The organism is Marinigracilibium pacificum (assembly GCF_012926615.1).
Classification (GTDB): Bacteria; Bacteroidota; Bacteroidia; order Cytophagales; family Cyclobacteriaceae; genus Mangrovivirga; species Mangrovivirga pacifica.
On the sequence record NZ_JABBNU010000006.1, the window covers coordinates 71,697 to 98,198 of the forward strand.

The 26,502-nt window shown below is 35.6% G+C and carries 18 protein-coding genes; 9 read left to right on the forward strand and 9 right to left on the reverse strand.

The annotated features are described in order from the left end of the window. Positions 1-118: 118 nt before the first annotated feature. From proS to floA, 3 genes are all read left to right on the forward strand, one after another. Positions 119-1,594: a proline--tRNA ligase gene (gene proS, locus HH304_RS10495; protein WP_169681172.1), complete on the forward strand. Its 1,476-nt coding sequence runs from the start codon at positions 119-121 to the stop codon at positions 1,592-1,594. A 116-nt stretch (positions 1,595-1,710) separates the two neighbouring features. Continuing rightward, entirely contained in the window at positions 1,711-2,184 is a 474-nt protein-coding gene (locus HH304_RS10500) for an NfeD family protein (RefSeq protein ID WP_169681174.1), read from the forward strand. Between the two features lie 24 nt (positions 2,185-2,208). Next, a complete protein-coding gene (floA, locus tag HH304_RS10505; protein WP_169681176.1) occupies positions 2,209-3,201 on the forward strand; it encodes a flotillin-like protein FloA in 993 nt (330 codons plus the stop codon). A gap of 53 nt (positions 3,202-3,254) precedes the next feature. Here floA and HH304_RS10510 read toward each other — a convergent pair whose 3' ends face one another. Continuing rightward, positions 3,255-5,552 (reverse strand): WG repeat-containing protein, encoded by a 2,298-nt coding sequence (locus tag HH304_RS10510; RefSeq protein WP_169681178.1) that lies wholly within the window; start codon positions 5,550-5,552, stop codon positions 3,255-3,257. Further along, the gene (hemA, locus tag HH304_RS10515) at positions 5,506-6,774 is read right to left on the reverse strand and encodes a glutamyl-tRNA reductase (RefSeq protein WP_169681180.1); all 1,269 of its coding nucleotides are present in this window, start codon (positions 6,772-6,774) and stop codon (positions 5,506-5,508) included. Before hemA ends, HH304_RS10510 begins: the two co-directional genes overlap by 47 nt. A gap of 142 nt (positions 6,775-6,916) precedes the next feature. Here hemA and HH304_RS10520 point away from each other — a divergent pair, with 142 nt between their 5' ends. Both HH304_RS10520 and HH304_RS10525 read left to right on the forward strand, forming a co-directional pair. Continuing rightward, entirely contained in the window at positions 6,917-7,843 is a 927-nt protein-coding gene (locus HH304_RS10520; RefSeq protein WP_169681182.1) for a ComEA family DNA-binding protein, read from the forward strand. A gap of 44 nt (positions 7,844-7,887) precedes the next feature. After that, positions 7,888-11,907 (forward strand): AAA domain-containing protein, encoded by a 4,020-nt coding sequence (locus tag HH304_RS10525; RefSeq protein ID WP_169681184.1) that lies wholly within the window; start codon positions 7,888-7,890, stop codon positions 11,905-11,907. Positions 11,908-11,919: 12 nt separating this feature from the next. Here the strand turns inward: HH304_RS10525 and HH304_RS10530 are convergent, their stop codons facing one another. From HH304_RS10530 to purD, 3 genes are all read right to left on the reverse strand, one after another. Further along, entirely contained in the window at positions 11,920-12,414 is a 495-nt protein-coding gene (locus HH304_RS10530) for a gliding motility lipoprotein GldH (RefSeq protein ID WP_169681186.1), read from the reverse strand. Continuing rightward, positions 12,411-13,928, reverse strand: coding sequence for a PSP1 domain-containing protein (locus HH304_RS10535; RefSeq protein ID WP_169681188.1), 1,518 nt, complete (start codon positions 13,926-13,928; stop codon positions 12,411-12,413). The genes HH304_RS10530 and HH304_RS10535 overlap by 4 nt, the downstream gene beginning before the upstream one ends. Before the next feature lie 146 nt (positions 13,929-14,074). Then, complete coding sequence (gene purD / locus HH304_RS10540; RefSeq protein WP_169681190.1) at positions 14,075-15,346, reverse strand: phosphoribosylamine--glycine ligase; 1,272 nt, start codon at positions 15,344-15,346, stop codon at positions 14,075-14,077. 197 nt (positions 15,347-15,543) lie between these two features. On the opposite strand from purD, the gene HH304_RS10545 reads away from it, so the two are divergent. Then, positions 15,544-16,134 carry an HAD family hydrolase gene (locus HH304_RS10545; RefSeq protein WP_169681192.1) on the forward strand — a complete coding sequence of 197 codons (591 nt, stop codon included), beginning with the start codon at positions 15,544-15,546 and terminating at the stop codon, positions 16,132-16,134. On the opposite strand, the gene recQ is transcribed toward HH304_RS10545, so the two are convergent. Further along, positions 16,131-18,329 (reverse strand): DNA helicase RecQ, encoded by a 2,199-nt coding sequence (recQ, locus tag HH304_RS10550; protein ID WP_169681194.1) that lies wholly within the window; start codon positions 18,327-18,329, stop codon positions 16,131-16,133. The two genes, HH304_RS10545 and recQ, sit on opposite strands and share 4 nt — an antisense overlap. A gap of 89 nt (positions 18,330-18,418) precedes the next feature. Between recQ and HH304_RS10555 the strand changes: the two genes are divergently transcribed. Then, a complete protein-coding gene (locus tag HH304_RS10555; protein WP_169681196.1) occupies positions 18,419-19,387 on the forward strand; it encodes a KpsF/GutQ family sugar-phosphate isomerase in 969 nt (322 codons plus the stop codon). A 47-nt stretch (positions 19,388-19,434) separates the two neighbouring features. Next, positions 19,435-20,511 carry a mannose-1-phosphate guanylyltransferase gene (locus HH304_RS10560; protein WP_169681198.1) on the forward strand — a complete coding sequence of 359 codons (1,077 nt, stop codon included), beginning with the start codon at positions 19,435-19,437 and terminating at the stop codon, positions 20,509-20,511. Here HH304_RS10560 and rlmB read toward each other — a convergent pair. Together rlmB and HH304_RS10570 are read right to left on the reverse strand one after the other, a co-directional pair. Further along, positions 20,502-21,257: a 23S rRNA (guanosine(2251)-2'-O)-methyltransferase RlmB gene (gene rlmB, locus HH304_RS10565; protein WP_169681201.1), complete on the reverse strand. Its 756-nt coding sequence runs from the start codon at positions 21,255-21,257 to the stop codon at positions 20,502-20,504. The two genes, HH304_RS10560 and rlmB, sit on opposite strands and share 10 nt — an antisense overlap. Before the next feature lie 5 nt (positions 21,258-21,262). After that, positions 21,263-22,459, reverse strand: coding sequence for a GWxTD domain-containing protein (locus tag HH304_RS10570; RefSeq protein ID WP_169681203.1), 1,197 nt, complete (start codon positions 22,457-22,459; stop codon positions 21,263-21,265). Positions 22,460-22,547: 88 nt separating this feature from the next. On the opposite strand from HH304_RS10570, the gene HH304_RS10575 reads away from it, so the two are divergent. After that, positions 22,548-23,324, forward strand: a complete 777-nt coding sequence (locus tag HH304_RS10575) for a class I SAM-dependent methyltransferase (protein ID WP_169681205.1) — start codon at positions 22,548-22,550, stop codon at positions 23,322-23,324. A gap of 91 nt (positions 23,325-23,415) precedes the next feature. Here the strand turns inward: HH304_RS10575 and HH304_RS10580 are convergent, their stop codons facing one another. Next, entirely contained in the window at positions 23,416-26,388 is a 2,973-nt protein-coding gene (locus HH304_RS10580) for a glycosyltransferase family 117 protein (RefSeq protein ID WP_169681207.1), read from the reverse strand. Positions 26,389-26,502: the final 114 nt, after the last annotated feature.

Here is a 26,502-nt window from a genome sequence, read left to right on the forward strand (position 1 = left end):
TGATTCCCATTAATATAAACGTTCCGACGCAATATTGGATGAAATTATCCGGAAAGAATTATATTTGCCGAAACAAAGTTACTTTGTAATATTCAAAACAAAAAACGTACCAAACTTTATGAGTAAAGCACTGCCAAAGCGAAGCGAAGATTATTCAGCATGGTATAATGAACTGGTTAAGCGAGCTGATCTGGCCGAAAACTCTGCTGTAAGAGGTTGTATGGTTATTAAACCATATGGTTTTTCGATATGGGAAAAAATGCAGCAAACGCTTGATAAGATGTTCAAAGATACCGGTCATACCAATGCTTATTTCCCGTTATTTATTCCCAAGTCTTATTTAAGCAAAGAAGCTGATCACGTTGAAGGGTTTGCTAAAGAATGTGCTGTAGTTACTCATTACAGATTAAAAAATGATGAGGATGGTAAAGGTGTTGTTGTTGATCCGGAAGCTAAGCTAGAAGAAGAACTTATTGTGCGCCCTACTTCTGAAACTGTAATTTGGAGTACATATAAAAATTGGGTTGAATCTTATCGTGACCTTCCAATATTGGTAAATCAGTGGGCAAATGTTGTTCGCTGGGAGATGAGAACAAGACTTTTCCTTCGTACTGCAGAATTTTTATGGCAGGAAGGTCATACTGCTCATGCTACAAAAGAAGAAGCAATTCAGGAAACTGAACAAATGATAAATGTTTATGCTGAATTCGTAGAAAACTTTATGGGTGTTCCTGTAATTAAAGGTATAAAGTCAGAAAATGAACGATTTGCCGGTGCTTTGGAAACTTACTGTATCGAAGCTTTAATGCAGGACGGTAAGGCACTACAGGCAGGTACAAGCCACTTTCTTGGACAGAATTTTGCAAAAGCATTTGATGTGAAATTTACAGGTAAGGATGGTAAGCTTGAGCATGTGTGGGGTACTAGCTGGGGTGTGAGTACTCGTTTAATGGGTGCATTAATTATGGCTCATAGTGATGATGACGGATTAGTACTTCCTCCAAATCTTGCTCCGATACACGTGGTAATTGTTCCTGTTTATAAGAATGATGAGCAGTTACAGGCGATTTCTGAAAAGGCTAACGAAATAAAAAGTGCACTACAGGCAAAAGGCTATTCTGTGAAATTTGATGACAGAGATACACATAAGCCAGGATGGAAATTTGCTGAGTATGAATTAAAAGGTGTGCCATTACGTATTGCTATCGGGCCTAGAGATCTTGAAAACGGAACTGTTGAACTAGCAAGAAGAGATACTAAAGAAAAAAATACTGTTGAGATAGAAGGTATTGAAAATAGAATACCTGACTTATTGAATGAAATTCAAGACAGTATTTTTGAACGTGCCAGGAAATTCAGGGATGAAAACATCAGAGAAGCTAATTCTTATGATGAATTCAAACAAATTCTTGATGAAAATGCAGGTTTTGTTAGAGCTCATTGGGATGGTACTCCGGAAACTGAAGAGAAAATCAAGAATGAGACTAAGGCAACTATCAGATGTATACCTTTAAATAACGAGTTGGAAGAAGGTAAATGTATTTATTCAGGCAAACCAAGTAAGCAGCGAGTTATTTTTGCAAGGGCTTATTAGAACTGAACTAAAAATTTTGTAATATAGAGGCGACATTTTTGTCGCCTTTTTTATTGGGATTTATTGACAAGATAGGTGATTGCCTATTTTATTCTACTAATTAAAATTTCATAACTATGGCTGATTGGTTGCCAGTAATAATATTGATCTTGTTGGGCTTCGTGCTGGTTGCAGCAGAAATTATTTTCATTCCCGGAACAACCATTGTTGGCTTTCTTGGAATGGCTGTAATTGCTGCCGGAATTATTGTGGCATACAAAGATCATGGCGAAACTGCAGGACATGTTATATTGGGAAGTTCAATATTGATTTTTACTGGTATGTGGGTGCTGGCATTTAAATTAAAAGTCTGGCAAAAGTTTTCAGTAAATTCCTCAGTTACTGGCAAAATTAAGAGTGAAGCAGATACCAAATTGGAAATTGGTCAGAAAGGCATGACTGTATCTGCATTAAGGCCTTCGGGTGAGGCTGAGTTTGATGGTGAAAGATATGAAGTTAACACCGTTGGACAATTTCTTGAAAGTGGTAAAATGGTTGAGATTATCTCAATAGAAAAAGAAGGAAGAAAAGTAATAGTAAAGCAAATATAAGTACCTTTTAAAATTTAGATTTTTATGGATATAATGATTGTTATTTATGTCGTACTGGCAATCATCGGATTAATTTTATTTCTGATGTTCTTCCAGATCTTTGGATTATGGTTGTCAGCACTTTTATCAAAGGTATATATTAACCTTTTTCAGTTATTTTTTATGAGGTTAAGAAAGGTGCCACCATCAGTAATTGTTAATGCGATGATTACATCGAGTAAGGCAGGGCTTTCAATAACTCGTGATGAACTTGAAGCTCATTATCTTGCTGGAGGTAACGTGCCTCAGGTAACTAATGCTTTGATTTCTGCTGATAAAGCAAATATTGCTCTTGATTTCCAGCAGGCTGCTGCAATAGACCTTGCTGGTAGAGATGTGTTTGATGCAGTTCAAACCTCAGTAAATCCAAAAGTAATCAATACACCTTCGGTAGCTGCAGTTGCAAAAGATGGTATTCAGTTAATAGCTAAGGCCAGAGTTACCGTAAGAGCTAATATTAAAAGGTTAGTTGGTGGTGCAGGTGAAGAAACTATTCTTGCTAGGGTTGGTGAAGGTATTGTAACTTCAATTGGTTCTGCGAAAACTCACAAAGAAGTTCTTGAAAATCCTGATAATATTTCAAAGCTTGTTTTGGAAAGAGGACTGGATGCAGGTACTGCATTTGAAATTTTATCTATTGATGTAGCTGATATTGATGTTGGAGATAACATTGGTGCTAAATTACAGATTGACCAGGCTAATGCTGACCTTAAAGTTGCTGAAGCGAGAGCTGAGCAAAGAAGAGCTATGGCAGTAGCAGTAGAACAGGAGATGAAAGCTAAAGCTCAGGAAATGAAAGCCAGAGTAATTGAAGCTGAAGCCGAAGTGCCAAAAGCTATGGCTGAAGCATTCAGACAAGGAAATCTTGGAATTATGGATTTCTACAAAATGAAAAATATCGAAGCTGATACTGAAATGAGAAATTCAATCGCAGGTCCTGATGATAAAAAGAAGGATTCTGATAAAGATGAAGATTAATAGAAACTCATTAAACAAAAAATCCCTTCTGGCTTTCAGAAGGGATTTTTTTATTACTGATATTTTGTAATTGACTCTTTCTTTTCTTTTCCAAGTGTCATTCCGACATATTGACCGTTTTGCTTATCGTAGTACAATTCATCATATAGGTCTGGAATGATGTTCATTCCATCTTCGTCGTATATACCCCACTTATTTCGTTTCATGACTTTATAACTATTGTTGTCTAAAGCAATGATCTTCTGGAACTTAGGGAATAATAGTTGGTTGCCTTCTGAATTAATAATGCCGTAGAGGCTTCCTCTTTTTACCTGGTAGTGATCTTTATTTGGCAACTCAGAAATTTCGTCATATTCACATGGGATAATTTCATTTCCTTTTCTGTCTATTAATCCCCATTTGCCTAATCTTTTAACCATGATGTGATTATTCACAGGTATTACCGTTTCATAGGCTGGTTGAATGACAATCTTTTCCAGAAGGTTGATAAATCCCCATCTGTTTAGGATTCTAACTGGTGCCATATTCTGAGAAAACAGGCCTACCGTATCATATCGGTTACTTATTCTTAACCTTTCTTCTTCATCAATATATCCCCACTGTCCTCCTATATTCACAGAGAAAAATCCATCTCTGAAACCACCAAACTCTTTAATTTCCTTATTAAGTTTTTTGTATTGCTCGCTCTTACTGTTTAAAAGGAATCGACCATATTTTTCACTGAAAATATAAAACAATGAATCATTAATCGTCTGGATTTTATTAAATGAATACGGGAATAATCTTCTTCCATTTAATTTGTATAGGTCTTTTACTTTTTCTGAGCTTTCTTCAATTATTCCGGCTTTATGGATAGATAACTTATTGCCAGTCTCAAATTGAATCCCGTCAATTAAATTATAAACTCCATATTGCTGTTTTTTAGTGAAGATGAATGTATTATCATCAACCCGGTAAAGTGAAGAATAATATGGCATCAATGCCCATTCGCCTTCTCTGTTGATTACTCCAAAAGTATCCTGATATTTTACTCTTGCCAGGTCACCTATGAAATGATCTCCATCTGCATATTTAATTTCAGTGATTTTATTACCGTTTTTATCCAGATATCCTTTCTTACCATTTTTTGAAACTATAAACCCTCCAAGTTTATTGATTTCTACTGAATCATACTTTTCAGAATTTATTGGTATTAGTCTTTCATTTAGAATGATGTAAGTATTTTTATTGCCTGATTTTTTTGCACCTACAAAATACTTTCCTCCACTTTCAATATTATCGAAATTGAATTTAGATGAAAGAGATAAGGACTTATCCGCTAATCCGTATTTATTGTTTTTCTTTAGTATAAGATAGGCCTTATTATCACTGAATAAGATTGAATCATACCAAATTTTGTTGGCGGGATTAAAGTCATTGTTTAACAACTGCCATTGATCACCGGAAGCAGCTATATAATTACTGTCATTTGGAATTGGAATCAATCGGTCATTCAGAAGTACTTTTTTCTCTTTGTTGTCATATCCGAGAATGTGGATACTGTTACTTTCTTTAAAAGTAATATTTGAGCCATCAAATTCGATTGATGTATAGATGAATTCTGATAACGCAGTGCCATCAATATTTAAAATTCCCTTTTTTCCATCATGAACCCCTACAAGTATATGTTGATTTAAAGTTTCAATCTTGTCGAATGCAGCTGATGTTGGTTTGCCTAGTTCCAGGTTATAGCAATAGTATGAATTTCCATCCTCAGATAATATGTATTTGTTTTCACTGATACTATGGATAGACTCATATTTAAATGAAAGAAGAATTTTTCCTTTTTTATCTACCAATCCTTTAACCTGTTTACCATTTATCCACTTGGTAGCGATAAGGTATTTGTCTGTAGGTTCAAGAAAATTATAAGTAAAAGGTATGTATTCTTTACCTTTTATATTAATTAGCCCGAATGTAGTTTCTGATTGATTGTTAGGTTTTGCAGCTATGAAAAGGTCATCAAAGATTGGGTAAAGAGAATAATAAACAGGATCAGGAACCTCGGGATTTTCTATTTCAAGAATTCCCCAGCGGCTGTTTTTTTTGTATCCCAAATATTTGTCCTCAACAACTTCCGTAGAACCATCACTCCATCCAAGCTTTTCGTAGTGTGCGGGTACAATAATTTTTCCTTCGGTTGTTTTAAGGCCCTCTTTTCCGTCTTTTTTAAAAATTTTATAATTAGCAAAAATGACAGAATTACCGAAAGTCAGTAGGACAATCGGTAATAAAAATGCTTTCCAGTACGACATTAAAAAAAATCTATTTAAAGTTCTTCTGTTCTTCTTTCTCCAGATTAAAAAGATCATTCAACACATCAATTAGCGTATCGGCTTCACCTCTTTTACAAGCCGCTTTAAGCTGGATCACCGGAAGCTTGATGATTTTTTGCATCATGCTTTTTGTGATCTGCTCCGCTATTTTCATCTCCTCATCAGAAGCTTTTTTAAGGTAACGGGCAAGTTCTTCTTTTCTTATCTCCTCAAGGGCATTCTTGAATTTTTTGATAGTAGGAGATACGATCATTTCTTTCGCCCAGTCATTAAATTCAGCAATGCTTTCCTTTATAATTTCTTCAACCAACGGAATAGCTTCGAGCCTTCTTTCTAAAGCTTTACTTGCTTTGGATTGGATATCATCGATACCATATACCATGCATCCCGGGGTGTTGTCAATTTTGGTGTCAATACTTCTTGGAACTGATAAGTCTATGAAGTACTTGGCAATTACTGAATTATGTATCATGCCTGTGTTGATAATTGGCTCATTTGCACTAACCGAACTAACAACGATTTGTGCTTTATCAACTAATTCCGGCAGTTTTTCTATAGGCTCACAAGAAAATCCACATTCAAGTGCCATGTCATCGGCTTTAGATTTTGTTCTATTAACAAGAACAACCTCGCAATCTGTAATACCAGCTAAGTTTCTGCATACATCGATTCCGATTTCACCTAGTCCAACAACTAAAATTGTCGGATTTACCATTGTTTTCTTTAAATCTACAACAAGTTCACTTGAAGCATAAGAAACACTGGCAGCACCATCTCTAAATGGAGTTTCCTGAACTACTCTTTTATTTGTAAAAAATATAGTATGCATTAATCTATGAAGAAAAGGTCCTGCCATTTCTTCATCAGCACACCATTGGTAGGCACGTTTTACCTGATTTGAAATTTGAATATCTCCAACAACCTGTGCTTCCAGACCCATGGATACTCTGAATAATCTTTCAACTGCGTTATCACCACCGTAAAATGACTCAAAATAAGATGATAGATCTTCTGAATCAACCATTCCTTTTAGTAGTGAAAGCTCTGTTAGAATCTGATTATCAAAAGATTCATCAGATGAGTAGTAAAATTCAGTTCTATTACACGTCGATAGAATCAGAAAGTCTTCAGCTCTTGTGGTTTCTTTAAAACGAGCCAACAATTGCTTGATTTCACTTTCAGATAAAGCTACTTTCTCCCTTATTTCTAAAGGAGTGTTCTTGTATGATAACGCTAATGCCCTAAAATTTTTCACCATATTCAAAAATACTACCAGCAAAGATACATTTCAATACGTAAAATCACTTAAATATGTACTAAAAACGCATAATTTATTTCAAATTTAAATAGATTTGCCTCACAACAGCTATCCCAATGGCTGAATTATATCTTTATCAACCATGAGATTTATCATTAACTTACTAAGAAAGTTATTATCATCGTTTTATTTCAATAGTCGTGAAGCATCCGGCTTTCTGCTCTTGTCTATTCTACTCATTTCATATTGTTTTGTTTTGAAATGGGGAGATGTCTTATTTAAAGATAAGGGTTTTTATGTTGATTATCAATATGTTGCGTTTGATTCAGTTTCTTCAGATGTTTCAGCGTCTGATTTTGAGGCAAAGGTAAAAATGCCAGATATTGGTTCCTTAGATCCAAATAATGTGACTTTTGATGAATTAAAAATGATTGGTTTTCCTGAAATTGAATCAAAGCGTTTGATTAAATACCGAAATAGCGGAGGGAAGTTTTATGATGTAAGTGATTTGAAGAAAATATACGGAGTTAATGATTCGGTTTTCATGTCTGTCGAGAAATTTTTTGCTATTGAAAAATCTTCAAATAAACCTAAAAAACTAAATGAACCGGTTTTAGCTACCGTTAATAATCAAGAATTTTCACGAGAAAAGAAATATAAAGAGCACTTAACCTCTTTTGATCTTAATACTGTTGACACTACTGGTTTAATGAAAATTAATGGGATAGGTTCAGTGCTTAGTAAAAGAATCATAAAGTACAGGAAATCACTTGGAGGATTTGTTTCTACAAATCAATTATATGAAGTATGGGGGCTAAAGCCAGCAGTGGTTGATCAATTGCTTATATATGGTAAAATTGAAGATGGTTTTACCCCGGAAAGAATTAATGTTAGCACAAGTTCGATTGACTCATTAGCATCTCATCCGTATATTTCTTTTAAGGAGGCAAAATTGATTAAATCATTTTATGAATCTAATAGTCAGGGTTTTGAAAGAGGGAATCTTTACCGTATCTATGCAATTGATTCAGTTTCCATCACAAGGATTTTACCATACCTGACGTTTTAATCATGTGATTTTGTTATTTTCGATTTTTTACTGATCATTAATATATGAATAATCTTCTTCGTGAATACCTAAAAAAGTTAACGAATATCAGCGGGTCTAACAGGACTTTGCAGATGCTCAGATTGCCAAAAGCGCAGTTTTTAGATCTTCATGAATTTGAAAATATAACGCCCGACGGAAGTTCATATGATATTATTCATGGACTAATCACCAGAGATAAAAAAATATTTTTGTGTCCTTTTATCGATCCAAGAGATAGTGAATCTAATCAACTGAGTAGTCAGTTAAGGAAACTTCAGCGGATGGATAATTTTGTTTATGAAGAAAGAGGTGCAAGAGATCTTTATGTCGGATGGCCTTTCGTTGAAGGACAATTTACAGATGAAACTTCTGTTAGAACTCCATTGATTTATTTTCCGGTAAAATTATGGTTGGAGTCAAATAAATGGTATTTGAAACCAAGGTCAGAAGAGCCGGTTTCATTAAATAAAGCTTTTATTCTCGCATATGCCTATTATAATGACCTGGCTCCGGATGAAAAACTTCTTGATCTGATACTTGATGATCATATAGGAGATGACATCTCTTTTAAATCTAAGATTTATTCACTTTTAAAAGCTTCGTCAATAGAATTGAATTTTAATTCGGACACTTTTACAAATGAATTGATTCATTTTCAGGAAAAACTGAAGTCTGATTTAGAAAAGGAAGGTTCTTCCGGTGAACTTAAATTAAATATGAATGCTGTGATGGGGTTGTTTCCTCAAGCAGGTTCATATCAGGTGCCGGATTATTTAAATTGGCTTGAAACAAATAAGCATGAAGGTCTTGAATCTTTTTTTGAAACTAAAAAAATTGAGAATATTCTTCATGAAGATACTGCATCAGGTTATCATTCACCGGTAAAAGAGGAGGAGCTTTTTCTTCCTTTCCAGGTCGATGCATTTCAAGAAGAAGCAATTAAAAGTGTTAAAGAAGGTAACAGCCTCGTTGTTCATGGCCCTCCGGGTACAGGGAAATCTCAGTTGATATGTAATTTGGTGAGTGATTATATATCGCGAGGTAAAAATGTATTAGTTGTTTGTCAGAAAAGAGTGGCTTTGGATGTTGTTTACAAACGTCTGGCTGATTTGGGATTAGATAGGTTTTCTGCGCTTGTCCATGATTTTAAAGAAGATAGAAGAGAGATATATCATAAGATAGATGACTTGATAAATAGTCTGAAAGAATTTGAACGCTCAAATAATGGTCTTGATACGATTCAATTGGAAAGAGACTTTTTACTTGCATGCAGAAGAATTGATCAGATCAACGAAGAACTTGAGGAGTATAAAAAGGCACTATTTGATTCTGAGGAGTTTGGACTTTCTATCAAGGAATTATATTTAAAAGCATCTTTAAATTTGCCAAACCTTGATCTTAGGCAATACTACAGGGAGTTTGATCAATTAAGAGCTGATGACTTTTTGCAAAAATCGAAGTCGCTAAGGTCATTTGGCACTAAGTTTATCCTTGATAATTATCCGCTTAAAGCAAGAAATTCATTTTCTACATTCACTGTTTATGACAGACAGGAGTTATTAGATCATCTTGATGAAATGCCTAAGGCAGCTGAAAAAATCAAATCAGTTAGTCATGATTTAGTGAATAGAGATATGTCTTTTCAGGAGGCAGAATATATCTATAAGTCAGCTGAGAATATAGATAACTTACTTAGTCTTATCAAAAATAAGCAGGTATATAAAGCTTTTGTAAGAATGGTTAATCATTCTACAGATGGTAAATCAGATCTGCAGTGGTTATCGGGTAAAGAAAGAGTAATAATGGACTGCTTTAAGAAGTATGGGCCTGAAATTTCACTTGATTCATCTGAGCTTGGTCGCTTCCAGGAAGCTCTGGAAGAAGCAATGAAAAAACAAAGGAATGTTTTCAAGTGGCTTCGCTGGAGATTGTTTTCTAAGGATAAGTTTTTCATAAAGCGTGTAATAACTGCCAATGGGCTAACTTATGACAGACAAGGATTTAACGTGCTTGTTGAGAAAATTGATAATCGACTTAATCTTGAACACAATCTTTCAGAGTTGAGAGAAAAGAAATGGCTAAAGGATATTCCGGAGAAATACGAGAAAGTAAATTTTCAAACCTGGTTTTTCAATCAGAAAAAAGCAATGACAGCTAAAAATGAGTTTGCTTCATTGCGAAATTTCAAGGAGTATTTTAATGTGTCAAAATTGTCATTCAATGATTTAAAAGATGCACTTGAGAGGTTGATATCTGAATTTGAAGTTATACCTAAGTATAAAGTTTCGTGGGGTAAATTTCTTTCTGAAAACCTGATAAACAGGTTAATGGCAAATCCGGCCAAAATTGCGCAACTACAGGATACTGTCAAGTCGGATTTTGATGATTTATGCGAGTATGATAAGCTTTGGGAATCGTTTGCTGAGCATGAAAAAGATGTTTTTAATCGACTAATTGATTTTGAAACTGAGCAAGAGGACCTTCAGGTTAATTTTGAATTTTTGTTTTTGAATTCAATATATCTTGCCTGGATAGAACATATCGAAGTAAAATATCCTGTTTTAAGGCTTGTAAGTACCGCTAAATTCAATCAGATGATAGAAGAATTACAACATCTGATCAAGAAAAAACAGGAGCTTGTAAAAGAAATCACCATATTAAATGTCAGAGAGCGTACTTATGAAAACCTTGAATATAACCGCTTAAATAATCGTGTTACTTATCGTGACCTGGAACATCAGGTAACTAAAAAAAGAAAAATATGGCCAATTAGAAAACTGGTTGAAAATTTTGATGAAGAGATTTTTAAACTGCTTCCTTGCTGGTTGGCATCTCCGGAAACTGTTTCTGCAGTGTTCCCATTTTCACAAGATGTATTTGACCTCGTAATATTTGATGAAGCTAGTCAGTGTTTCGTTGAAAAGGGACTTCCTGCAATTTACAGAGGAAAACAAATTGTTGTTGCCGGTGATGAAAAGCAATTACGTCCCTATGATCTATATAAAGTAAGATGGGATGATGATGAGCTTGATCATCCGGATTTAAACATTGACTCTTTATTAGATTTATCAAAAAGGTATCTGGGGTCTGTACAGTTAAAAGGACATTACCGAAGTAAAACTCCTGATCTCATTTCCTTTTCAAACAATAAGTTTTACGGAAATAACCTTCGCTTACTCCCTAATTTAAAGGATGTGAACCAAGATGGTGGTGCTATTGACTATATAAAGGTCGAAGGAGAATGGAAAGATCAGAGAAATGAAATTGAAGCGGAAAAAGTAATTGATTTGATGTTGGCAGCACCAGATGATTACCCTGGTAAATCTGTTGGAGTAGTAACTTTTAATGCAAAACAGCAAGATCTGATTGTTGATTTAATTGACAAGAATATTGCAAATGGTAAGAGATTTCCGTCTGATTTTTTTGTTAAGAATATTGAAAACGTTCAGGGAGATGAAACTGATATTTTAATATTTAGCACCGCTTATGCTCCTGATTCAAAGGGTAAAATGAATATGCAGTTTGGTTTGCTTAATCAAGACGGTGGAGAAAATAGACTTAATGTGGCAGTAACAAGAGCCAGGGAACGGATTGTTATTGTGACATCGATTTTTCCTGAACAACTTAAGGTGAAAACTTCAAAGTTTGAAGGTCCAAAGCTTCTCAGAGAATACCTTGAATATGCTAAAAATGTTTCTGATGGTAATTTTAAACCAAGTAGGGGTGAGTATAATATTAGTAAGACGAATATCTATCTAACTGAAAAAATCAAGCAGTTGTCTGCTGAGAATGATCATGAATTTATTTTGAGAGAGGAAATGCCTTTTGCGGACCTTACAGTATTGTCTAAAAATGGTAAGTATGAAGCCTTGATTTTAACTGATGATCAGCAATTTTATAATGGAGTATCAGGGAAAGATTGGTTTGCTTATGTTCCTTTAGCCTTAAAAGAGAAGGATTGGAAATACAGTCATTTTTATTCCAGAAATTATTGGATTGACACAGAGAAAGAGAATGATAAATTAAGGCTGATCATTCATTGATCAGCCTCATATTTATTTTGTTTTTTCTACTCTAAAGCCTGTTGACTGAATACCCTTGAGTTCTTGTTCCCTCATAAAATGAGTAATTACTACTTTATAGGTTCCGGTATCAGGGAATTGAAAGCCTTTTTTAAATGGAGCTTGAAGAGTATAAATATCTCCAATACTGCTTTCACCAATAGGTATGCCTGATTTTCGATCAAAAATCATTATCTCTTCAGGTTTGTTTAGCAAGGCCTCATTTTCAATCAGTATTTCACCGTTATTGTTTTTAATTTCAGCTCCCAAATACAAATTGTGAAAAGGGTAATCAGCAGTATTTCTTATGTTGAAATATAGATTATAGCTTGCTTCAGCATCAGTAATGTTGAATTCGAAGTTTACCGGATCATTCCTCATCCAGGTGCTGTTATCAAAATCATTATATTGCTCGAATACTCTATTAGTATCACAAGCACAAAGGAATAAAAGAAATACTGGAATAATTATAAAAAATGATTTTCTCATCCTTGCTGATTATTGTTGCTATTAGAGTTATTACCATTAGGGTTTTTTCTACCACCCTTTTTAAATCTTCTTTTCTTGTTTGGATTTGGTTTTGCTTTATTTTCTTGAGGCCCTGTTCCTTGCGCCTTCTGTCCTGTAGGCTGTCCTTGCTGCCCGGTTCCCTGATTTTGGGCTTTTGGATGGTTTTGCCTTGAAAATTTAGCTCCTGGCCTTTTGTTTCCCTGGCCTTTATTTTCCTGCCCTTTGTTTTCCTGTCCTCTATTACCCTGAGGCTTGTTGCCTTGTGGCTTATTAGCTTGTTTTTTATTCTCCTGTGCTTGTTTTTGCTGTTCCGGACCTTTCTTTTTTGTGATCTGGTTTTGAGGAGATTTATTTTCAGTTTTGTTAGGGTTCTTTTTCCTTTTCTTTTTCTTCCTGTTGGCAGTTTTATTCTTGCCTTGAAGTTTTCTGTCAAGGATTTCAAGATCACTATTGAGACTTCCTGCTAGATTTAGCTCAAGCTCATCTTCAAAAAGAGTAGCCGGCTTAATGCCCTTTTTATTAAGCTCTATAATCTCAATTACTCTTTCTGCATCTACAGGGTGCCAGGTGTTTTCATCAGAATACCCAAACCACATTATCTTTCTGAAAATGTCTGTTTTCTGTAATCTGGCAATACCTTTTTCAGTTTCGATTACCTCATTAGACATTTCAGGGATGTTTTTTAGGGCATCCATGTAGGTTTCAAGCTCATAATTAAGACAACATTTTAGTCTTCCACACTGACCTGAAAGTTTACCAGGGTTTAGAGAAAGATTTTGATATCTTGCTGCAGAGGTTGATACACTTTTGAAATCACTCAACCAGGTAGAACAGCATAGTTCCCTTCCACATGAACCAATTCCTCCAAGCATACCGGCCTCCTGACGAAGTGAGATTTGTCTCATCTCAACTCGAATCTTGAATTCCGATGCTAGTAATTTGATTAGTTCACGAAAATCTACTCTGTCATCAGCAGAATAGAAAAAGGTTGCTTTAGTATTATCTGCCTGATATTCAACTTCCGATAGTTTCATTGAAAGTCCAAGATCCCGGATTATTTCTCTTGTCCGGTACAGAGTAGGCATTTCCCTGTTTTTGACCTCTTCATATTTTTCAAGATCCTTATCAGTTGCTTTTCTGTAAAGACTTCTTACTTCTTCACTATCTTCAGTGATACCTTTTTTCTTCATTTGAAGCCTGACTAGTTCACCCTGAAGGGAAACATGGCCCATGTGATGTCCATTGGGAACATCGACAATTACAGGCTCTCCTGTTGTTAAATCAAGATATTCAGTATTTCTGAAGAATTCTTTTCTGCCATTTTTAAACCGTACTTCTACGATGTTAAAAACCTGGTCTGATGGTAGTTCCATATTCGATAACCAATCGAATACGTTCATTTTGTTGCAGCCTCCGGTACCACAAGCACCATTATTCTGACATCCTGAAACTACACCATCTTTATTTTTAGTTGCGCATGTACTACAAGCCATAATTAAATTTTTCCTTTAACCGCAAAGTCCTCGACACATCGTTATGCTATACATCTAGAGATGAATTTCATGACTCCCATTGTCTAAAATACTAATTTTTTTACGGTTTCCTTATTTCGTGTGATAAACCTTTCAAAAATCAGATGTTAAAGATCAAATCCGATATCTTTTCTGAAATAGATTTTGTCCCATGAGATTTTTTCGGCAGTTGAATAAGCCTTTTTCAGAGCTTCCTGCATAGATTTACCTTTTCCTGTCAATGCTAGAACTCTTCCCCCTGAAGTAACAATATTTCCATTGTCAACTTTGGTTCCTGCGTGGAAGATAGTTGCCTCATGGTCAAGGTCAAGTCCGGTAATTGCTTTACCTTTTTCATAGCTTTCCGGATATCCACCTGAAACCAGAATTACGGTTGTTGTAGTTTCTTCGTCTACTTCCAGTTTGTAATCGTTGAGTGTATGATTATCAGTGGCAATAAAAGCTTCAACAAGGTCGCTTTTAATTCTAGGTATGACAGCCTCTGTTTCCGGGTCGCCCATTCTAACATTATATTCAATAACGAAAGGTTCACCATTAACATTCATCAGACCTATGAATATGAAACCCTGGTAAGGGATATTATCTTTTTCCAGACCTGAAATAGTAGGCTTTATGACTTTTTCTTCAACTTTTTGTAAGAATTCGCCTTGAGCAAAAGGAACCGGGCTTATTGCTCCCATTCCACCAGTATTTAAACCTGTGTCACCCTCACCAATTCGCTTATAATCCTTAGCTTCCGGAAGTACGATATATTGCTTTCCGTTGGTAAGTACGAAAACTGAAAGTTCGATGCCACTTAGGAATTCTTCGATCACCACCTGTGAACTTGCATCACCAAATTTTGCATCAACAAGCATTTCTTTAAGGGCAGTTTTAGCCTCATTGATATCCTGTGCTATTACTACACCTTTGCCAGCGGCTAAGCCATCTGCTTTTAATACATAAGGTGCCGTTAATGATTCCAGGTAAGCATATCCTTTTTCCAATGTTTCCTTAGTGAAAGTTTCTGACTTTGCAGTTGGAATGCCATGCCTAACCATAAATTGTTTGCTGAAGTCTTTACTTCCTTCGAGCTCGGCACCAGCTTTTTGAGGGCCAATTATAATTAATTTACCTAAACGTGAATCTGCTTTTAAACTATCGCTTAATCCATCAACAAGTGGAGCTTCAGGGCCGATAACTACCATTTTTATATTGTTATCATTTATGAAGTCAGCCACTTTTGTGTGGTCTGAAATGTCTAATTCAACATTTTTCCCTAAGTTTTCAGTTCCTGCATTACCTGGGGCTATAAAAAGATTGTCACAATGTTTACTTTCTGATATTTTCCAGGATAATGTATGTTCACGTCCGCCTGAGCCTATTACTAGTATATTCATTTGTGTAATTCGCTATTTAATGAGGCCTGTAAATGACCGGTTAAAAATTTTAGAACTATATAGTCCTTGTAAATTTATTTCTACAAATATAATAAGCATATGATCTTGATGTATTAAAAATAATAATATTTGGATGGCATAATGGATATTTTTAGCAAAAGGGTGGTATAACTCTTCAGTCCTTTTAATTTTGTGCCATGATTGATCTACCAGGTAAAATGGGCGCTTCAGCCTTGATATTTGATCTCGATGGTACTCTAGCCGATACTATGGAGGTGCATTATGAAGCATATAAGAAGGTAACGGATAGTTTTGGTATTAACTTCTCGAGACAATTATTTTATGACTGGGCAGGAACACCAACAATTACAACCTTTGAAAGGCTGAAGGAAATGTATCAGCTGGAGGATATGGACCCGATAGATTGTACACTTCGGAAAAGAGAAAACTTTAAAACAAACTTCCATCTTGTAAGTAGAATTGAACCGGTATTTGATATTGTGAGAGAATGGTATGGGAAATTGCCTATGGCTATTGGTACAGGTAGTAGCAGGCAAATGGGAATGAAGACAATCGAAACTCTTCATATGACTCCTTATTTTGATCACATAGTTACTGTTGATGACGTGTCAAAAGGTAAGCCTGACCCGGAAACATTTGAGAAATGTGCCCGTTTGATGGGTGTTGAAAATTCGGAATGCCTGGTGTTTGAAGATGGAGAGCCCGGAATTGTTGCAGCCCGGGCCCTGAATATGAAAATCGTCGATGTTAGAGAATATCTTGATTAATTTGCTATTTCAGAAAGGAATTTGATACGAATAAGTCTGATTTCTTCTTCTGAATATTCTTCTTCCTCAAATTCATCTAAAGCATCTTCAAGGCTGTCACTTTCTGCCTCCATGAAATAATCGAAAAGTTCTTGCTCAGCATCTTCATCAAGGAAGTTTTCAATGTAGTAATCCAGATTAAGTTTTGTTCCTGAATAAACTATATTTTCAATTTCATCAAGAAGAGCCTCGAAAGAAATCCCTAGCGATTCAGCCATTTCTTCAAGGTCAGTCTTACGGTCAATCTGTTGAATGATATTTATTTTGTGTTTAGACTTATCACCAGAAGATTTAATTAATATGTCATCTGGTTTAATGATGTCATTATCTTCAACATATTTGTTTATAGCATCAAGAAAAGGCTTCCCAAATTTGGCTACTTTACCTGTTCCGACACCATTAACCTTGGTTAGCTGGTCTTTGTCTGTAGGATAACTGGTCGCCATTTCTTCCAGTGAATTATCTTGAAAGATAACATATGGAGGAAGATCTTTTTGCTTAGCTATTTTTTTACGAAGGTCTTTTAGAATCTGAAATAAGGCTTCGTCATGACCTCTTGAAGGTGCAGCGGGCTCATCCATTTCCTCTTCAGTGTCTTTTGTAAGTTCACTGTAATCATGAGGTTTGCGTAACTCTATGCTATGCGGAGATTCAATAAACTGCTTTCCTTTTTCAGAAATTTTAAGGATACCTATATTTTCGATGTCTTTTTCAAGGTATTCAAATAGAAGTGCCTGTCTCAAAATAGAAGACCATAGATCTTTAGATTCACCCTTGCCAAATCCATAAATAGAAGTTTTGTCGTGACCATAAGATATCACATACTGATTTTCTGATCCACGAATTACATCAACAAGGTGGCCAATTCCAAACCTTTGATCAGTTTCTACCACTGCCTTCAAGGCTGCTGTGAGATGTTCCTTTCCTTCAAAAGACTCTTGTGGGTTATTACATGCATCACACCCTGCAGTACTTTGACACTCTTCTTCATTCCAAGACTCTCCAAAGTAATGAAGAAGCTGTTTCCTACGGCATACCGCAGATTCGGCATAAGCTGAAACCTCTTCTAAAAGAACCTTGCCGTTTTCCCTTTCGGTAACAGATTTATCTTTGTTGAATTTTTCAAGCTTTAAGATGTCATTATAGCTATAAAACATCAGGCAATGACCGTCTAAACCATCTCTTCCGGCTCTGCCAGTTTCCTGGTAGTATCCTTCGATTGATTTTGGTGTGTCATAGTGGATTACAAACCGAACATCAGGCTTGTCTATTCCCATACCAAAAGCAATTGTTGCAACTATAATGTCTATATCTTCATTCAGGAATCCATCCTGATTATTCATTCGAACATTACTGTCAAGACCTGCATGATATGGCGCGGCTCTGAAACCATTTACAGCCAGGAATTGAGCTATTTCTTCAACTTTTTTACGACTCAGGCAATACACAATTCCTGATTGACCTTTTCTAGGTTTCAGAAACTGGATTATTTGCTTTTTGATATTTTGTTTTGGCCTTACCTCGTAATAAAGATTGTGGCGATTAAATGATGATTTGAATACCGTAGCATCCTCCATCTGGAGGTTTCGCTGGATATCCAATTGTACCTTAGGAGTTGCAGTTGCAGTAAGTGCAACTACAGGCATGCTGCCTAGATCACCAATTATAGATTTAATTCTTCTATACTCAGGACGGAAATCATGCCCCCATTCAGAAATACAATGTGCCTCATCAATTGCTACCAGAGAAATATTTATTTTTTTCAGGAATTCAATGTTGTCTTCCTTAGTTAGTGACTCGGGAGCAACATACAAAAGCTTGGTGTTACCTGCCAAAGTCTCTTTCTTGACTTTGTTGATTTCACTTTTGCTTAATGATGAATTCAAAAAATAGGCCGAAAGACCTAATGCTCTCAGAGAATCAACCTGATTCTTCATTAGAGCGATCAAAGGAGAAATTACAATGGTTGTTCCTTCCAGAATAACAGCTGGAAGTTGGTAGCATAGTGATTTTCCGGCCCCAGTGGGCATTATTACAAAGGTATCATTGCCGTCTATTATATTATTTATAATATTCTCCTGATTTCCCCTGAAGTGGTGATAGCCGAAAACATCCTTTAATGTGGTTCGTAAAAGATCTGTATTTACCTCAGACATATAATGGTATTACCTTAAACTCTAGCTTATTTGAAAAAAAAATCAAAAATTTGTCAAACAAAATTTTGTAACTAAACACGTATCAGACATTGAATTTAGCAAAAAATATAAAATTAATCGCCAAAAATGTACTCTTAAATGAGGCCGAAGCGATAAAAAATATTGCAGGATTTATAGATGATGAATTCGAAGCAATAGTAAAGGCTATAATTACAACCAAAGGTCGTGTTGTGATTACTGGTATCGGTAAAAGTGCTATAATAGCTAATAAGATCGTTGCAACCATGAATTCGACCGGTACACCGGCATTATTTATGCATGCTGCCGATGCTATTCACGGTGATTTGGGGATGATTCAGCCCGAAGATATTGTGATTTGTATATCAAAAAGTGGTAATACTCCTGAAATAAAAGTTCTTGTTCCATTAATAAAAAGATCTGGTTGTCAACTAGTAGGACTTGTTAGTAATACTGATAGTTTTTTAGCACAACAAGCTGATTTTGTATTAAACGCAACAATAGGAGAGGAGGCATGCCCTCATAACCTGGCTCCAACGACCAGTACAACTGCTCATCTTGCTATCGGGGATGCATTGGCTGTGGCTCTTTTAGAAGCTAAAGGCTTTACCAGTGAAGATTTTGGTAAATATCACCCGGGGGGTGCCTTAGGTAAACAATTATACCTGAAAGTAGATGATATCTATCCGGTGAATGAAAAGCCAATAGTGAAGCCATCTACCCCTTTAAATGAGTGTATCATTGAAATATCAAGTAAAAGGTTAGGGGCTGCCGTCGTAATCGATGATAATGATAATATCGTCGGTGTGATTACTGATGGAGACTTAAGAAGAATGCTTCAAAAAAATCCATCGCTTGATGGTCTCACCGCTGCTGATGTTATGGGTGCTAATCCTAAGACCATTGAAGCTGGCGAATATGCTGTAACAGCGTTTAATGTGATGCAAAAAAATAATATCACACAAATTATTGTAACTAATAAAGAAAAATTTGTAGGTTTCGTACATTTACATGATCTTTTGAGAGAAGGAATAATTTAACTAATTTAGGAATTGGCAAAGGGGCGACCCTTTTCAATTATCATGTTATGCGTAAAAACCTGTATGTTGTTTTAATGGCCGGGGGTATTGGTTCCCGATTTTGGCCATATAGTAGAAATTCTCAGCCAAAGCAATTTTTAGATGTTCTGGGAGTTGGTGAATCTTTGTTACAAATGACTTACCAACGATTCAGGAAAATGGTTGATCCGGAGAATATTCTTATTGTCACCAATACTGACTATGTAGATAAAGTTAAAAATCAACTTCCTGAACTTGCAGATAATCAGATACTTGCTGAGCCTATTGGTAGGAATACCGCTCCATGTATTGCTTATGCAGCCTATAAAATAAGGGAACGAGATCCGAATTCTGTGATGGTAGTTTCTCCTGCTGATCATGCGATTTTTGATGAAGAAATGTTTATTGAAACAGTAAATGCTGCCATTGAAAAAGCTGAAGAAACTGATGCATTGCTTACAATAGGAATTAAACCTCATAAACCTGAAACTCAATATGGGTATATCCAATTCCTGGAAAGTGAAGGTAAAGTAAAAAAGGTGAAAACTTTCACTGAGAAACCTCATAAAGAGCTTGCTGTCAAGTTTTTAGAGTCGGGAGACTTCTTGTGGAATTCAGGCATTTTTATCTGGAGTTTGAAGTCAATTATTAATGCATTTGAAGAATATGCACAGGATATTGCCGAAACATTTTCAGAAGGTGCCGGGCTTTATGATACAGATGAGGAGGTTAAGTTTATTGAACGTTCATATTCTCATTGCAAAAATATTTCCATTGATTATGCTATAATGGAAAAGTCCGAAAACGTTTTCGTAGTTAAGGGTGATTTTCGTTGGTCTGACCTTGGTAGCTGGAATGCAATCCATGAAATGAAGAAAGCAGATGAAGATGGAAACGTTGCTGATGGTAAAGTTACCTTTCTCAATTCGAACAATTGTTATGTTAAATCGTGCGACCCGAAAAAGGTAATACTTGTTGATGGTCTTGATAATTTCCTTGTTACCGATTGTGAAGATGTTTTACTCATCACGCCAAAAGGTGATGCAGCAAAAATCAAACAATATGCTAAGAAGGTAAAAGATAACTGGGGAGAGACTTACTTGTGAGTTAGTCTCTGCCTTGTTACTTCATAAGCGGCCATTCCCGCTGCTACCGATACATTTAAAGAGCTAATATTTCCAGTCATTGGTATTTTTGCCGATGCATTAGCTCTTTTTAGATATTCTGGAGATATTCCATCTTCTTCTGAGCCCATAAGTATTGCAACAGGACCTGATAAGTCTACCTGATTTATATTTTTGTCAGCTTTTTCGGTACATGCTACTACTGTCACCCCATAATCTTGAAGGAAGTTTATCGATTCCTTAAGGTTATCTTCTCTGCATACTTTTATGTGATTAAGAGCTCCAGCAGATGTTTTAACAGCGTCTCCGGTTATCATTGCACTTCCTCTGGAAGGGACAACTATGGCATCAACACCCATACATTCACAAGTACGCGCAATGGCACCGAAATTTCTAACATCTGTAACCCTGTCGAGAATCATAATAAATGGATTCTTTCCTTCTTCGTAAAGGCTAGTAACAACTTCAGCCATTGGAAGATATTTTACAGGACTTATAAAGGCGATTGCCCCCTGATGATTTTTACGGGTTATCCGATTAAGTTTTTCCTGAGGAACATATTGAACAGGTATTTCATGTGCTCTGGCCAAACCTACCAATTCCTGCATTAATGCATTTCTTTCATTTTTTAGAAGGAGTAATTTTTCAATTTCTCTTCCTGCCTCGATACTTTCAATAACAGCACGTGTACCGAATATATAATCTTCTTTATTTGGACCTGTTCTCATTTCTTTTATCTTCCTCGCCAGGCATCAATGGCATTAAACCAATCATTCTCATATTCTTTTTTTCTAATAAGAATAAAGTGATACCCTGTATATGGATTTTTTACCTGCACAAAGGTAAATGATAGGCTTGAATTAAATCCGTTTTTATAGGTCCATATTTCGTAATTACCTTCTTTTTTTATGTTAGCAGGTGCTCCAAGGATTATGAATATCAGCCCCTGATCAGTTTTCCAGCCTTCTTTATAATTGGTGAAATGGTAATTAGCCTTGCTAACCCTGTTGTAGTATAACTTAATCTTTGCTTTAGCTTTTTGCGGAGATCCAAAGACTTTTAAGAAAAATTCATCAAGGGCTTGTTTTGAAGCTATCGAATCCAGCCTTGAATATTCTTTATTCGATGAAATATATCGGAGAGGACCTATTAATGCTTCAACCGTTCTTGGTTTTGGGAAATATTCATTTTCAACCCTGAAGCCCTGAGCATTCAGTGATCCCTCAGAAAGCTTATATTGGTATAATCCTGTTGAGTCAAGTTCAATATCAGAATTTACAGCAACTTTAAATGTCCGGATATTTTGTGGGTCTCCTTCGCTTTGATTGAAGGTTTCAAACATCGGAGGGTAGGCTGGGTTAAAATTATAATTCATATGATACACTACCAGCGAGTCACCTTCAATATTTTCCAAGTTATTAAACTTAATGATGTCTCCAGATTTGAAATATGTACTGGTGTTATCTTCTGATGCATTTAAGGTTGGGAAAATCTCAGGAGATGTAAAAATTGAACGTTCATCAATCAAGAATAAATCAGGGTACATTAAATTGTTGATTTTCATTGATAGCAGAAGCCATTGAGACTCTGAATCAATCAATTGTTCAAGTTTAATGTGAAGTGTTTTTCCTCCTTCGAGTACATAACTCTTACTGTAATTTATTTCCTCAGGTACTCTTTCGTTAAGAGACTTGTGTGTAGAGGTGGCAAATGCCAGATCCTTTTCAGCCGATGATAAGTTGGTAATCTGGATAAATATCGATGCTTTTTTTTGATCCCCTCCAGTAAGATAAATACGGCTTTCGTATTCAAATCCTTTTCCCTGATAATATTTATAGGAAAGGTCGAGGGAATCGAGCGATTGAGCATTACAGAAAAATCCACTTAAAAGAAGGAGAATATAACCTCCCGAACTAATTAAAAATCTCATGCTTTTAAATTTTAACATAAGTTATTTGCTTTATTTTGTTTTGACAAAGTAAAAAGGCCTAATTTTGTCGATTATTATTAAAACTGATATGGCAACTTATACAACAGAGATAGCATCAGATACCATTTCTTCAGATAATCCGATACACAGGAGGTTATTAAAGGCATATTATGCAGCAATTCCTTTTGTTTCCGGTAATCTGCTTGAAGTGGGATGTGGAGAAGGAAGAGGAGTAGAATTGTTAGCTCCAAAGGCTGAAAACTATACGGCCGTTGATAAGATTGGGGAGGTTATCGAAAGGCTTTCGGCAAAATATCCGGATGTTAAATTTGTTCAATCGTTTATTCCTCCTTTTGATGGATGGGAAAGTAATCAATTTGATACAATTGTTACATTTCAGGTTATTGAACATATCAAGGATGATGGATTGTTCCTTAAGGAATTATACAGGTTATTGAAACCAGGAGGAAAACTATTGGTTACCACTCCAAACATTAATTATACTCTTAGCAGAAACCCATGGCATGAAAGAGAATATACCCCATCAGAACTTGAAAAATTGATGGCAAAGTATTTTGATGAAGTAGAAACAAAGGGTATTGGTGGAAATGATAAAGTTTGGGATTATTACAATCAGAATAAAAAGTCAGTAGAAAAAATCACACGATTTGATATTTTCAACCTGCAATATAAATTACCAGCTTCAATTCTGAGAATCCCTTACGATATTCTAAACAGGATAAATCGAAATAATCTTTCTAAACAAGATAATGGTTTGGTGTCAAGTATTAGTCATGAAGACTATTTAGTGACAGATAATCCGGATAAAGCATTGGATCTGTTTTATATCGGATACAAAAAATAGGAATCACCTGTTTTATATGAGACAGTGATTTTACAAGACATAAAAAAAGGTAGCTTATTCAGCTACCTTTTTTTTGTTGGTGATTTTATTATTATCTACCTCCGATTTTCGATGCAATTGAATTGAATTGCTGTGAAATTTGAGTAGCTAATTCCATTTCATCGTTGTTTTTGGCCTGATTAGCAAGAATGTTCAATCCTGTAAGCTGTCTTTCAGCCTCTCTTAATTGGAATGAATTTTCAATATAATAGTTAGCTAAACCAGCCATTCTTTCAGAACCAATTTTCGTTAGTTCTACAGCTTTTTCATGAGCACCACTTACTCCAAATGATGAAAGCTTATATAAAATTTCAACAGTCTGCAGGATTGAGAAATCATAAGGTATTGATTGATCAGGCATATCGCTAAGACTTTTATTGATCACTTCAAATGATTTCTGGAATTCTCCATCATTTACCAAGGCCTCAGCCAATGCGTTCATAGCATATCTATGATTCTGTACAAAGCCTCTGTAATCTTCATTGTAATAAGAGTCAGGGTTATTCAATTCTCTGAATTGCCATTTCTCCATTACATTCTTATACATTTGGTCTGTATCAGTAGCCTCAGTATAGTCTGAAGTATTAACTCTTGCAGGTACTAATCTGTAAGTAAGACCTTCCTGAACAAGGTAGTCCTGAATATCAAATCTTACTGACCTCATTGAAGTTGAATTGAAATATATTGGTCTTTCCCAGTTATTTCCTGCAATAAGATCAAGAATCATGAAATCATTCTTATACAAACCATTCCCATTAACGTTAAACCACATGGTGTCAACTGTACGGTTTTTGAATTTATCAGGAACAATACTTGCTGCTTTTGAAGAATCAACAGGCAAGAAGAATTTTTTAGATAACAATCTTGCATAGTCCTTCTTGTCAAAGTTTGCTATTATAGATCTTGATCCTTTATTAAGCAGATTTAAATATTCTTTAAGATTTACTCCGTTGTTATCAATATTTTGATTTGAAGGAACATAAGGTAAATAGTCAACTGGTCCACCTTGCTGTATCATTTCTTCTGATAAAGTAAACGGTAAAGGATCAGATTCGTACGCCTGACGGTGCATTTGCTCTATATACCAGTCTGTATTAAAGTATGATAATACAATGACCCTTACGTCAGTACGTACTCCTTCAACTTCCTGAAGATACCAAAGAGGGAATGTGTCATTATCACCACCAGTAAATAAAATAGCGTTAGGAGCACATGATTCAAGGTAGTTTCTTGCTGCATCAACAGAAAAATATCTGTTGCTTCTGTCGTGATCATCCCAGTTTTCTGATGCCATTAAAACAGGAGCTGCAATTAATGATATAATAAAGGCAGTAGCTACACGAGCTTGGCTGTTTTTTAATGCAGGTCTTAGCATATCTGCAAGAGCCATAACTCCAAAGCCTATCCAGATACAGAAAGCATAGAAACTACCTGCATAAATATAATCTCTTTCACGAGGTTCTGATGGTGGAGAGTTCAGGTACATAACCAAGGCAACTCCAAGCAATAAGAATAATAGAGTTACGATGATACCTGTTTTCTGATTTTTTGAAAAGTTAAAGACTAAACCAAGTAATCCCAAAATCAAAGGAAGCATGAAATATTGGTTTCTGGCTTTATTCTCTTTTATTTCATAAGGAAGGCCTTCATCAGATGACCATGGTAACATATAACCTGCATCTTGAATGTCACTTTCTCTTCCTGCGAAATTCCACATGAAATAACGCATATACATATGTCCTATCTGATGTCTGAACATAAAGCTCAGGTTGTCACCAAAAGAAGGTTCTTCACCCTTCTGCAATCCAAGCATACTCATATATTGCTGCTGGTATCTTGGTTCTGAGTTCCATATTCTTGGGAAGAAATGACTTTCAGCCCATTTATTTTCAACTTTATAATCAGCTATTTCGTATTTGTCTTTTCCCTTTACGTAAACTGCCTCGCCAGAAACCTGATCTTCCAGTTTAGTGTTATAATATGGTCCAAATAGTAGTGGACGGCTTCCATATTGCTCTCTTTTAAGATAGGAAACGAAAGACATTACATCCTGAGGATCATTCTCATCAATTGGAGGATTATAATTAGATCTAATTACAACCATAGTATATGATGAATACCCAATTAGAATAAAAGTCAGAGCCAGAAGGATGGTGTTAGGATTAACAAGCCCTTTCTTTTGTGTAAACCAGATACCAGCAATTAGTCCTCCGAATAAAAGCAGACAGAAAACAATAATACCAGAACCAAAGCCCATTCCCAGACTGTTTACGAAGAAGATTTCGAATTGACCTGCAATAGATGGTAATCCCGGAATAATTCCAACCTGAATTACTCCAACGATTATTAATCCAACTACCATTGTGATAACTCCACCAGTTAAGGTGCTGTTTTTACTATGCTTAAAGTACATAATCAAAGCAAGAGCAGGGATTGTTACCAGGTTAAGCAAGTGGACACCAATTGATAAACCTACCATGTAAGCAATCAATAGAAGCCATCTGTTAGCCATTCTTTCATCTTCAACTAATTCCCACTTTAACATCGCCCATACAACGAAAGCTGTAAAGAATGATGATAAAGCATAAACCTCTGCTTCTACAGCTGAGAACCAGAATGAATCACTGAAGGTATAAGCCAATGCTCCTACGATCCCGGAAGTGATTAAAAGTAGCCCTTGTTCAAGAGTTTCTTCACCAATTTTAGCATTGATAAGTTTTCTACCAAATAATACGATAGTCCAGTATAAAAACAGGATAGTGAATCCACTGGCAACAACACTTAGCATATTGATTGAAAATGCTACTTTGGTTACGTCATCAGTAAATAAACTAAAAAATCTACCTAACATTAAAAATAATGGTGCTCCAGGAGGGTGAGGGACCTCAAGCTTGTATGAAACAGCGATGAATTCTCCGCAATCCCAGAAGCTGGCAGTTTCTTCAACTGTCAAAGTATAAACTACTGTGGCAATAATGAATATAAGCCAACCGGTAATGTTATTTATCCTATTAAAATCTTTCATGAATTGTATTTAGAATCACTAACTCGGGCGAAAATAAGAAATTATTAAGGATAAGTCAGTTAATTCTTGTTAATAATTGTGATGTCAGGGCAAAACAAAAGGCACCCCAAATTG

Coding starts and splice junctions, on each gene's coding strand:
- HH304_RS10530 (WP_169681186.1), bottom strand. CDS start 12,414: ATGAGAAAATCATTTTTTATAATTATTCCAGTATTTCTTTTATTCCTT.
- HH304_RS10575 (WP_169681205.1), top strand. CDS start 22,548: ATGGCAACTTATACAACAGAGATAGCATCAGATACCATTTCTTCAGAT.
- hemA (WP_169681180.1), bottom strand. CDS start 6,774: ATGGTGAAAAATTTTAGGGCATTAGCGTTATCATACAAGAACACTCCT.
- proS (WP_169681172.1), top strand. CDS start 119: ATGAGTAAAGCACTGCCAAAGCGAAGCGAAGATTATTCAGCATGGTAT.
- purD (WP_169681190.1), bottom strand. CDS start 15,346: ATGAATATACTAGTAATAGGCTCAGGCGGACGTGAACATACATTATCC.
- HH304_RS10520 (WP_169681182.1), top strand. CDS start 6,917: ATGAGATTTATCATTAACTTACTAAGAAAGTTATTATCATCGTTTTAT.
- recQ (WP_169681194.1), bottom strand. CDS start 18,329: ATGTCTGAGGTAAATACAGATCTTTTACGAACCACATTAAAGGATGTT.
- HH304_RS10545 (WP_169681192.1), top strand. CDS start 15,544: ATGATTGATCTACCAGGTAAAATGGGCGCTTCAGCCTTGATATTTGAT.
- HH304_RS10560 (WP_169681198.1), top strand. CDS start 19,435: ATGCGTAAAAACCTGTATGTTGTTTTAATGGCCGGGGGTATTGGTTCC.
- HH304_RS10570 (WP_169681203.1), bottom strand. CDS start 22,459: ATGAGATTTTTAATTAGTTCGGGAGGTTATATTCTCCTTCTTTTAAGT.
- HH304_RS10580 (WP_169681207.1), bottom strand. CDS start 26,388: ATGAAAGATTTTAATAGGATAAATAACATTACCGGTTGGCTTATATTC.
- HH304_RS10525 (WP_169681184.1), top strand. CDS start 7,888: ATGAATAATCTTCTTCGTGAATACCTAAAAAAGTTAACGAATATCAGC.
- rlmB (WP_169681201.1), bottom strand. CDS start 21,257: ATGAGAACAGGTCCAAATAAAGAAGATTATATATTCGGTACACGTGCT.
- HH304_RS10510 (WP_169681178.1), bottom strand. CDS start 5,552: ATGATCTTTTTAATCTGGAGAAAGAAGAACAGAAGAACTTTAAATAGA.
- HH304_RS10535 (WP_169681188.1), bottom strand. CDS start 13,928: ATGGCTTGTAGTACATGCGCAACTAAAAATAAAGATGGTGTAGTTTCA.
- floA (WP_169681176.1), top strand. CDS start 2,209: ATGGATATAATGATTGTTATTTATGTCGTACTGGCAATCATCGGATTA.
- HH304_RS10500 (WP_169681174.1), top strand. CDS start 1,711: ATGGCTGATTGGTTGCCAGTAATAATATTGATCTTGTTGGGCTTCGTG.